The organism is Streptomyces sp. E2N166 (assembly GCF_003671715.1).
GTDB lineage: Bacteria > Actinomycetota > Actinomycetes > Streptomycetales > Streptomycetaceae > Streptomyces > Streptomyces thinghirensis.
Genome location: NZ_RAIF01000018.1, coordinates 369,288 through 379,151 on the forward strand (window position 1 = coordinate 369,288; position 9,864 = coordinate 379,151).

General features: G+C 74.3%; 12 protein-coding genes and 1 pseudogene. 8 read left to right on the top strand and 5 right to left on the bottom strand.

Annotated features, from left to right (window positions below; genetic code table 11):
- Positions 1 to 52: 52 nt before the first annotated feature.
- The 3 genes from EBH09_RS15985 to EBH09_RS15995 form a co-directional block, all read right to left on the bottom strand.
- Positions 53 to 742, bottom strand: coding sequence for a copper homeostasis protein CutC (locus EBH09_RS15985; protein ID WP_121747663.1), 690 nt, complete (start codon positions 740 to 742; stop codon positions 53 to 55).
- An 86-nt stretch (positions 743 to 828) separates the two neighbouring features.
- On the bottom strand, positions 829 to 1,512 hold the full coding sequence (locus tag EBH09_RS15990) for a maleylpyruvate isomerase family mycothiol-dependent enzyme (RefSeq protein ID WP_121747664.1): 684 nt from the start codon (positions 1,510 to 1,512) through the stop codon (positions 829 to 831).
- A gap of 33 nt (positions 1,513 to 1,545) precedes the next feature.
- On the bottom strand, positions 1,546 to 2,193 hold the full coding sequence (locus tag EBH09_RS15995) for a TetR/AcrR family transcriptional regulator (protein ID WP_121747665.1): 648 nt from the start codon (positions 2,191 to 2,193) through the stop codon (positions 1,546 to 1,548).
- Positions 2,194 to 2,300: 107 nt separating this feature from the next.
- Between EBH09_RS15995 and EBH09_RS16000 the strand changes: the two genes are divergently transcribed.
- Both EBH09_RS16000 and EBH09_RS16005 read left to right on the top strand, forming a co-directional pair.
- Positions 2,301 to 2,966, top strand: a complete 666-nt coding sequence (locus EBH09_RS16000; protein WP_121747666.1) for a hypothetical protein — start codon at positions 2,301 to 2,303, stop codon at positions 2,964 to 2,966.
- Between the two features lie 10 nt (positions 2,967 to 2,976).
- The gene (locus EBH09_RS16005; RefSeq protein WP_121747667.1) at positions 2,977 to 4,053 is read left to right on the top strand and encodes a GNAT family N-acetyltransferase; all 1,077 of its coding nucleotides are present in this window, start codon (positions 2,977 to 2,979) and stop codon (positions 4,051 to 4,053) included.
- On the opposite strand, the gene EBH09_RS16010 is transcribed toward EBH09_RS16005, so the two are convergent.
- Positions 4,026 to 4,313, bottom strand: coding sequence for a DUF4031 domain-containing protein (locus EBH09_RS16010; protein WP_121747668.1), 288 nt, complete (start codon positions 4,311 to 4,313; stop codon positions 4,026 to 4,028). The two genes, EBH09_RS16005 and EBH09_RS16010, sit on opposite strands and share 28 nt — an antisense overlap.
- Before the next feature lie 13 nt (positions 4,314 to 4,326).
- Complete coding sequence (locus EBH09_RS16015) at positions 4,327 to 4,707, bottom strand: hypothetical protein (RefSeq protein WP_121747669.1); 381 nt, start codon at positions 4,705 to 4,707, stop codon at positions 4,327 to 4,329.
- A gap of 55 nt (positions 4,708 to 4,762) precedes the next feature.
- On the opposite strand from EBH09_RS16015, the gene EBH09_RS16020 reads away from it, so the two are divergent.
- The 6 genes and pseudogenes from EBH09_RS16020 to EBH09_RS38945 all read left to right on the top strand — a co-directional run.
- On the top strand, positions 4,763 to 5,743 hold the full coding sequence (locus EBH09_RS16020) for a MurR/RpiR family transcriptional regulator (RefSeq protein ID WP_121747670.1): 981 nt from the start codon (positions 4,763 to 4,765) through the stop codon (positions 5,741 to 5,743).
- Between the two features lie 128 nt (positions 5,744 to 5,871).
- Complete coding sequence (gene murQ, locus EBH09_RS16025) at positions 5,872 to 6,807, top strand: N-acetylmuramic acid 6-phosphate etherase (RefSeq protein ID WP_121747671.1); 936 nt, start codon at positions 5,872 to 5,874, stop codon at positions 6,805 to 6,807.
- A gap of 15 nt (positions 6,808 to 6,822) precedes the next feature.
- Complete coding sequence (locus EBH09_RS16030) at positions 6,823 to 8,421, top strand: PTS transporter subunit EIIC (RefSeq protein ID WP_121747672.1); 1,599 nt, start codon at positions 6,823 to 6,825, stop codon at positions 8,419 to 8,421.
- Positions 8,369 to 8,938 (top strand): hypothetical protein, encoded by a 570-nt coding sequence (locus EBH09_RS16035; protein ID WP_121747673.1) that lies wholly within the window; start codon positions 8,369 to 8,371, stop codon positions 8,936 to 8,938. Before EBH09_RS16030 ends, EBH09_RS16035 begins: the two co-directional genes overlap by 53 nt.
- Positions 8,939 to 9,007: 69 nt before the next feature.
- Positions 9,008 to 9,586, top strand: a complete 579-nt coding sequence (locus EBH09_RS16040; RefSeq protein WP_121747674.1) for a TetR/AcrR family transcriptional regulator — start codon at positions 9,008 to 9,010, stop codon at positions 9,584 to 9,586.
- Between the two features lie 25 nt (positions 9,587 to 9,611).
- A pseudogene (locus tag EBH09_RS38945) lies at positions 9,612 to 9,864 on the top strand (hypothetical protein); the annotation flags it as partial.

Sequence of the window (9,864 nt, forward strand, 5' to 3'; positions counted from 1 at the left end):
CCGCGCGACCCACCCCCGCGAGTGGCGACGCGGCTTGTCGCTCAAGCAGCGCTCAGTGCCCCAGCACCCGCCGCCACTCCCCCACCGCCGCCGCCGACACCGGCCCGTCCCACCCGGAGGGCCTCGCCGCGCCGCCGATGTGGAATCCGTCGATCCCCGCGTCCAGCAGCCCGGGTACGTGGTCCAGCCGCAGGCCGCCGCCGACCAGCAGCTGCTGCTCGTACCCGGGCTCGCCCCGCCGTCGCGCCTCGGCGAGCAGCAGCGGCAGCCCGTCGTCCACCCCGCCGGCCGACCCGGCCGTCAGATACGTGTCCAGGCCCGGGAAGTCCGCGAGCTGCTTGCGCAGGGCGTCCCGGTTCGAGGCGCGGTCGATCGCGCGGTGGAACGTCCACCGGCACCCGTCCAGCGCGCCCGCGACCCGCTCCACCGCGCCCAGGTCCACGTCACCGTCCGCGTCGAGGAACCCGAGCACGAACTGCGTGGCCCCGGCCTCCCGCATCTCCGCGGCGACCCGTGCCAGCCGCTCGACGTCCCCGGCGGCGAACCCGTCCGCGAGCCGCAGCATCACCCGTACGTCGATGTCGACGACGGCGCGGATCGCGGCGACGGTAGCGGCCGACGGGGTGAGTCCGTCGGCCGCCATGTCGGTGACCAGTTCGAGGCGATCCGCGCCTCCGGCCTGGGCGGCGACCGCGTCCTCGACGTCGAGGGCGATCACCTCCAGGACTGCACGCTTGCTCATGGGACCCCATTCGTCGGCCTGCTACAGGTCTAGTCCAATCCAAGACTACGCCCAGACAGCCGGCCAGGGCTCCCACTCACCCCCGCTCAGCCGCCGAAGAGATTCAGCTCTCCCGCCTCCACCCCGGCCAGCTCGTACCCGGCCGCGTCGTCCACGGGCCGCCCCGCGTACAGCCGTACGAGGGTGGCGGCGTCCCCGATGAACCGTCCCGGCGGCCGCTCACCACTCACCTCGCCCAGCTTCAGCGGCTCGTCCACGTCGTCGAGGTCGGCGTGCAGCGGCATGTGAGCGCGGTCGCGGGTGAGCGTGCCGAGCAGCGCGAGGGCGTCCGGCAGCCCGCGCCCCGTGTAGGCCCCCGGCTCGCCGAGGGCCACCCGCACATCACCCGCGTGCACCCACTCGCCCAGCGCGATCGCGTCCAGGGCACCGCCCGCGCGGCCGATCACCGGACCGGCCTCGGTCATGCCGCGCTCCAGTTCGTCGAGGATCCGGGCGTTCGTCCAGTCGGCGCGTTCGGCGATGTCGCGGTCGTTGGAGGCGGGAGAGAAGACACCGTCCTCGAAGCGGTTCTCCACCACCCGGAGCAGCGCGCTGGAGCAGTGCGCCAGCACGTCCCGCACGGTCCAGCCCGGACACGCGGCCACCGGCAGCGCGAAGTCCCCGTCCGCCCGGGACCGCAGCAGCGGCACCAGTTCGTCGCGTTCGACGGCCAGGAGCCGCCCGGGCACCTCGGGGTCGCGTACGTCGTGCACGTCAGCAGGAGTCGTCATGGGCTCCACGGTAGGGCCCGGTGCGGCTCCCGGTCAGCGTTCGAGCAGGTCGTCCAGTTCGGCGGCGTAGAGCAGGGCGGGGTCGAACTCCATGCCGGTGAAGTGGCCCGCGAGTTCCAGGGACAGGACGCCGTGCAGCCGGGTCCAGACGGTCAGGGCGCGGTGGACGGCGGCGGGCGGGGCGGGGTGGCCGTCCGCCCACTGCCGGTGGCCCTCGATGTGCGTGCCGAACGATGTGGTGGGGCGGTCCGAGGGCAGCGCGGCGCAGGCGTCGAGGATGACCGCCATGGTCTCGGCGGCGATCCCGGTGACGTCGTCGGGGGCGCGGTAGCCCGGGACGGGGGTGCCGAAGACGAGGAAGTAGCGGTGGGGGTCGTCGAGGGCCCATGCGCGCAGGGCGTGCGCCGGCCCGGCCAGGCCGGCACCGGCCCCGGCGGCCGCCCGGAAGGTGTCGGCGAGGCTCCGGTAGGCGTCCCGGACGAGCTCGGTGATCAGCTCGTCGCGGCCGGCGAAGTACCGGTAGAGCGCGGGGCCGCTCATGCCCATCCGCTTGGCGATCGCGTTGAGCGAGAGCGCGGACGCGCCCGCCGTGGCGATCTGCTCCCACGCGTGTTCCTTGATCTCCGCGCGCACCTGGGCGCGGTAGCGCTCGCGCGGGGTCTTCGTGCGCGTGTCCGTCATGGTCCGCAACCTCTCGGTGCCTCTTCGCGCCTGCGCCACTACAGCTTCCAGATTTGGTGAGAAGTTATCACCCGAGCGAGAGACACACCCGCTGGAACAATGAGCCCATGGCCGACCTCGACGCTCTGCGCTCCCGTTTCGCCCGCGCCCTGGACCGAGCCGCCGCGCCCGGTTCCGGCCGCCCCGACCCGGCGCCGTACGCCGACAACCTGCTCGTCCGCTGGCAGGAGCCCCAGCGGCGGTACCACACGCTCGCGCACCTGGCGGCGGTGCTGGACCGCGTCGACGAGCTGGAGGAGTACGCCGACGACCCGGACGTGGTGCGCCTCGCCGCCTGGTTCCACGACGCCGTCTACCTTCCCGAGCGCTCCGAGAACGAGGAGCGCTCGGCCCGTCTCGCCGAGCGCGCGCTGCCCGAGGCCGGCGTCCCGGCGGAGAAGACCGCCGAGGTGGCCCGGCTGGTCCGCCTCACCGTCACCCACGCCCCGGCCGGCGACGACCGGGACGGGCAGGTGCTGTGCGACGCCGATCTGGCGATTCTCGCCTCGCCGCCGGCGGCGTACGCGGCGTACACGGCGGCCGTACGGCAGGAGTACCACTTCGTCCCCCACGACGCCTTCCGCGAGGGCCGGGCCGCCGTCCTCCGCCAACTCCTCGGCCTCCCCCGGCTGTTCCACACCCCGCACGGCCGCCGCGAGTGGGAGGCGACCGCCCGCCACAACCTCACCGGTGAGCTGGAAATGCTGTCGCTCGGGGACAGCCCGGCACCGTAGCCTGCCCGGCATGCGGAGCATGGGCGGGGAACAGGTGGAAGAGGCCGTGGCGGGCGCCGTCGCGCTGCTGCGGACGGCGACGGGCCGGGACTGGGAGACGGTCCGGGCCGGGCGGCTGGAGTGGAGCTGCCGGTACACGGCGGAGCACATCGCGAGCGACCTCATCGCCTACGCGGGCCAGCTCGCCGGACGCGCCACCGAGGCCTACGTCCCCTTCGAGATCACCCTCGACGACGGCACGGACAACGAGGGCGTCCTGCACGTCGTCGAGACGACCGGCGCACTGCTCGCCGCCACCGTCCGCACCACCCCGCGTGAGGTCCGCGCCTTCCACCCGTACCCCTTCCGCAGCGCGAACCGCGAGGGCTTCGCCGCCATGGGGATCACCGAGGTCCTCGCGCACACGCACGACATCGCCGAGGGCCTCGGGCTGACCCATGAGCCGCCCGCCGAGCTGTGCGCGGGCGTCCTCGCCCGGATCTTCCCGCACGTCCAGCCCGGCGCCGACCCCTGGCGCACCCTGCTGTGGGCCACCGGCCGCGGCGAACTGCCCGGACGCGCACCGGTCACCGGGTGGCGCTGGCGCAACAACCTGGTGATCGAGGCCGAGCGCCTCACCCTCCAGGGCGTCACGCCCGCCGCCGCCACCGACCTGGCCGCGGGCGGCGACGGGGGCTTCGAGTGGGTCGAGAGCGGTCCCTTCCAGGGCACGCGGGACGCCGCCGGAATGCTGCTGAAGGCGTACGAGGCGGGTGTGCACCGCCCGGAGTGGGGCGTGTTCGTACTCGTGCGCCACCTGGACGGGCGCGCGGTCGGCGGCATGGGTTTCCACGGGGCGCCGGACGAGGACGGCCGGGTGGAGATCGGCTACGACGTGGCCGAGGCCGCCCGCGGCTGCGGCTACGCCACCGAGGCCCTGCGGGCACTGTCCGCGTGGGCGCTCGCCCGCGAGGAGGTGACGTCGGTGTTCGCGACGACCGAGCACGCCAACCTCGCCTCCCAGGCCGTGCTCGTCCGCGCCGGATTCACCCGGGTCGCCGGGGACGAGGAGCAACTCGCCTACGAACTGCGGGGCCCGCGCGGCTGAGCGGAGCCCTTGCGCCGGCGCAGCCCCGCCCCGTGCAGCAGCCGCACCACCTCGCGGCTGCTGACCTCCAGCGCCCCGGCGGACACGGCCTCGGCGTACCGCTGGGCGGGGATGTCGTAGTGGTCGCGTTCGAAGGCGCGGCGCGGCACGCCCAGGGCCTCGGCGAACGCGTGCAGCTCGGCGTAGGAGACGTCGCTGACGAGGTGCGACCACATCCGGCCGTGCCCCGGCCAGGCCGGCGGGTCGATGTAGACGGTCACCGGGTCGCCCTCGTCACGTCCGCGGACCGCCGATGGCCGCGCCCAGCGAGCCGACCGCCGCGACCTTGACGCCCGCCTTGCCGCACACCCAGTGCGGGTCGGGGCCCAGTTCGGGCTCGACGTCCAGCGCGTGCGGGTCGCCCGAGCCGCACACCGGGCACAGCGGCCAGCGGCCGTACCGCTCCAGCAGGGCGTCCTGCACGTCCTGCGCGACCAGCCCGGCCACGAACTCCGCGCCCTCGGGCCACTGCTCGACCCACCAGCGCCGCTGTACGACGGACTCCTCGACCAGCGACACGACGTCCGGCTCGGCGACCTGGCCGGCCACCAGGTCGGCGAGCACGAGGGCGCGCGCGGCGTGCAGCGCCTGCTCCAGGGGGCTGATGGGGTCCATGCACCCATTGTGCGCACTCTTGACCCGCGGACCGAAACGAAAATATCTTTCATGAGTGACCGATGAAGTGAAGGAAACTTTCGGCAGCGCGGGCGGCGGCAGCAGTGCGACCGGTACGACCGGTGGCCGCCGGGGCGCCGGAAGCGGCGGCGCCCCGCCCGCGCCCGCCGCCCTCGCGGCCAAGGTGCGCACGCTGGCGCCGTCGATGACCCGTTCCATGCAGCGGGTCGCCGAGGCCGTCGCGGGCGACCCCGCCGGCTGCGCGGCCCTCACGGTCACCGGCCTCGCCGAGCTGACCGGCACCAGCGAGGCCACCGTGGTGCGCACCGCCCGGCTGCTCGGCTACCCCGGCTACCGCGACCTGCGACTCGCGCTCGCCGGACTCGCCGCCCAGCAGCAGTCCGGCCGCGCGCCCGCCATCACGACCGACATCGCGGTCGACGACCCGATCGCCGACGTCGTCGCCAAGCTGGCCTACGACGAGCAGCAGACCCTCGCCGACACCGCCGCCGCCCTGGACACCGTCCAGCTGGGCGCGGCCGTCGCCGCACTGGCCGCCGCCCGCCGCACCGACGTGTACGGCATCGGCGCGTCCGGGCTGGTCGCCCAGGACCTCACCCAGAAGCTGCTGCGCATAGGGCTGATAGCCCACGCGCCCGGCGATCCGCACCTCGCCGTCACCAACGCGGTGCAGTTGCGGGCCGGGGACGTCGCCATCGCGATCACGCACTCCGGTTCGACCGGGGACGTGATCGAGCCACTGCGGGCCGCCTTCGAACGCGGCGCGACGACCGTCGCCGTCACCGGCCGGCCCGACAGCCCCGTCACGCAGTACGCGGACCACGTGCTGACCACGTCCACGTCGCGGGAGAGCGAGCTGCGGCCGGCGGCGATGTCGTCGCGGACCAGTCAGCTGCTGGTGGTGGACTGCCTGTTCGTGGGGGTGGCGCAGCGGACGTACGAATCGGCTGCGCCGGCTTTGGCGGCGTCCTATGAGGCGTTGGCTCATCGGCATGGGTCGCGCGGGAGACCGTAGGGAGTGTTCGTCGTCGGCGACTGCGGGCAGTCCGTGGCTGATCGCGCCCACGCGGCGGAGCCGCATATCGATACAGTCCCGCGCCCCTGGTCAATCACAGGCACCGAAGTTGAAAAGAGCGGCTTCTCATGACCTCAACCCCCCACCACCCCGACGTCCGTTCCCAGTTGGAGACGTTGACCACCGAGGCGTTCCGGCCCGAGCTGGCCGAGATCGACCGGATGCCCACCCTCGACATCGCGCGCGTCATGAACGGCGAGGACACCGCCGTGCCCGCCGCCGTCGCCGAGCGGCTGCCCGAGATCGCCGCCGCCGTCGACGCCATCGCGGCCCGGATGGCGCGCGGCGGACGGCTGGTCTACGCGGGCGCCGGCACGGCCGGCCGCCTCGGCGTGCTGGACGCCTCCGAATGCCCGCCCACCTTCAACACCGCCCCGGGGCAGGTGGTCGGCCTCATCGCGGGCGGCCCGGACGCCATGGTCACCTCCGTCGAGGGCGCCGAGGACTCGGCCGAGCTGGCCCGCGCCGACCTGGACGCCCTGGCCCTGACCACGGACGACGCGGTGGTCGGCGTCTCCGCCTCCGGCCGCACGCCGTACGCCGTCGGCGCCGTCGAGCACGCCCGCGCGCGGGGGGCCCTGACCGTCGGGCTGGCGTGCAACAGCGGCAGCGCCCTGGCCGCCGCCGCCGAGCACGGCATCGAGGTCGTCACCGGACCCGAGCTGATCACCGGCTCCACCCGCCTGAAGGCCGGTACGGCGCAGAAGCTGGTCCTGAACATGCTGTCGACGATCACGATGATCCGCCTCGGCAAGACGTACGGGAACCTCATGGTGGACGTCCGCGCCTCCAACGAGAAGCTGCGCGCCCGCTCGCGCCGCATCGTCGCGCTCGCCACCGGTGCCGCCGACGACGAGATCGAGTGCGCTCTGACCGCCACGGACGGCGAGGTCAAGCACGCGATCCTGACCCTGCTGGCCGATGTGGACGGCCCGGCGGCCGCCCGCCTTCTGGAGGACTCCGGCGGCCACCTGCGCGCCGCGCTGGCGGCGGCGAAGGGCTGACCGCACGCTCGGGGAGTGCACAAGGAATCCCACAAGGACCCCGCCGCCACGGCCGCCGCGCTGCTCCCCCTGGTCGGCGGCGCCGCGAACGTCATCTCCGTCGCCCACTGCATGACCCGCCTGCGCCTGGGCCTGGCCGACCGCACCCGGGTGGCGGACGCGGCGCTGCGCACGCTGCCCGGCGTGCTCGGGGTGGTCGAGGACGGCGACTCGTACCAGGTGGTGCTGGGGCCGGGGGTGGTCGGCCGGGTGGCGGAGGCGTTCGAGGCGCTGCTGGCGGCCGGCGCCGCCGGCGCGGCGGACACTCCCGCAGGCTCGGCGGACGCTCCCGCAGGCTCGGCGGACGCTCCCGCCGGCCCGGTGGACGGTCGAGGCGGCATGGCGGACGCCCTCGCCGACCCACCGCGCACTCCCCGCGGCACGGCGGACGCCCTCGCCCTGCGCGGCGCCGCGCTGAAGGCGCGGCAGAAGCGCCGCAACGCGACCCCGCTGAAGACGGCACTGCGTCGCGTCGCGAACATCTTCGTCCCGCTCATCCCGGCCCTGATCGGCTGCGGGATCCTCGCGGGCATCGCGGGCCTGCTGACAAACCTGGGATGGCTCCCCGGCATCACGCCCGCCCTGGCCGCCCTCTCCTCCGCCTTCATGGCGCTGATCGCGGTGTTCGTCGGCCACAACACCGCGAAGGAGTTCGGCGGCACGCCCGTGCTGGGCGGCGCGGTCGCCGCCGTCGTCGTCTACCCGGGCGTGGCGAAGGTGACCGCGTTCGGCGCCGCGCTCGCCCCCGGCCAGGGCGGGGTCCTGGGCGCACTGGCGGCGGCACTGCTGGGCTGCCAGGTCGAGAAGTGGTGCCGCGCCCGCCTCCCCGGCACCCTGGACGTCCTGCTCACCCCGACCCTGACGGTCCTGGTCTCCGGCCTGGTCACCCTCTACGTCCTCATGTACGCGGCCGGCGAGGTCGCCACCGCCATCGGCGCGGCGGCCGACTGGCTCCTGACGACGACGGGCGCCCTGGCCGGCCTGATCCTCGGCGGCCTCTTCCTCCCCTTGGTGATGCTGGGCCTCCACCAGGCCCTCATCCCCATCCACACCACCCTCATCGAGCAGCAGGGCCACACGGTCCTGCTCCCCATTCTGGCCATGGCGGGCGCCGGCCAGGTCGGCGCGGCAGCGGCGGTCTACGTCCGCCTGCGCCACGACACCACCCTCCGTACGACGATCAGATCGGCGCTCCCGGCCGGCCTGCTCGGCGTCGGCGAACCCCTGATCTACGGCGTCTCCCTCCCCCTCGGCCGCCCCTTCCTCACCGCCTGCGTGGGCGGGGCGGCGGGCGGCGCATTCGTCGGTCTGTTCGCGATGCTCGGCACCGGCGTGGGGGCGACGGCGATCGGCCCGTCGGGCTGGGCACTGTTCCCGCTCCTCGCGGGCGGCGGAGGCTGGGCGGCGACGGCGGGGGTGTACGGCGGCGGTTTGCTCACCGGGTACGTGGTCGGCTTCGCGGCGACGTACTTCTTCGGCTTGGGCGACGGCGCCGACCGTGCCGTGTGCGACTCTGGGGAGCATGAACCACGCCCAGCTGACCGCCCTGGGCCGCGCCCTGCGTCTCCTCGGTGAGCACGGCGAGGCCCTGACCGCCGACACGCCGGACGCCAAGCTGCACGAGGTCCGCGCGGACCTCAAGCGCGCGATGGACCAGCTGGAGGAGAGCGTCTCGACGACGGCCCCCAGCACCCGCTGCCCGGAACACCCGAACGGCCCGGTCGACAAGGCCGCCCCCGACCTGTGCCTGCTGTGCGAGACCCGCCGCCGCACCGCCCGCCGCACCGAGTACAACGGCGGCCCGCTCCCCGCCCGGCACACCGAGCCGGTCCAGTCCCGGTACGGGATGCGGGGCGAGCGGCCGCAGCCCCAGCAGCGCTGGCTGCCCGAGCTGTGGAACGGCCAGGCGTGGCAGCTGTGCGGCACCCCGCGCCGCGACCGCCGCGAGGCCGAGCTGTACATCGCGGCCCAACTGCGCGCGCCCCGCGCCGCCATGGCGTACCGGCTCGTCCACGAGTTCACGGACTACGAGGTGCTGAGGGTGTGGGGCACGCCGGTCCGGGTGGACATCGAGCCGATGGGCGGCATCTGAGTCCCCCTCCCGCGTAGTACTATGCCCAAAGTGGTTCAGTTGTAGTACTACACCTGGAGTGTTTTCACCATGGTGAGACGGAACGACGAACGTCGCGCCGCCCTCGTGGACGCCGCGATCGAGGTACTGGCCGAACAGGGCGCCCGGGGCCTGACCTTCCGCGCCGTGGACACGAAGGCCGCCGTCCCGGGCGGCACCGCGTCCAACTACTTCGCCAACCGCGACGACCTGCTCACCCAGGCCGGCGCCCGCGTCTACGAGCGGCTCCACCCCGACGAGGCCACCATCGCCCGCCAGCGCACGGCCGGCCGCGACCGGGACACCTACGTCGTCCTGATGCGCGAACTGGTCGACCGCATCGCCTCGTTCCGCACCGGCTACCTCGCGCTGCTGGAACTCCGCCTGGAGGCCACCCGCCGCCCCGAACTGCGCGCGGTCCTGACCGAGCGCATCCGCGCCGACGTCGCCGCCAACGTCTCGTACCACGAGGCATCCGGCCTCCCCGGCGACGCGATGGCCGTCAAGCTGCTCTACCTCGCCCTGAACTGGCTGATCGTCGAGCAGCTCACCCTGCCGGACGTCTTCACCCCGACCGAGCGCGACGAGCTGGTGGCGGCGGCGGTCGAACGCATCGTGGCCCCGGACTAGCCACTAGCCCCGTACGCTCTCGTGGTTGGTCCTGCGCAGTCGGGCCCGCATCAGTTCCTCCGGCCGCGCGTCGGCCACCGACCCCTTCGGCAGCCCCACTCCCGGCCCCCACCGACCGGCCGCCACCGACCGGCCGCGGCCCTACGTCGCCGCCGACGTGCCCCAGGACCTCCCCCACGCGCCCGTCCCGCATGTCCACGGCATGCGCACCGACCACGGGCCGCCCACCCCGCACCACCGGCTGTGCGACCGGGCGTTCCGTACTATGCCTGGACCAA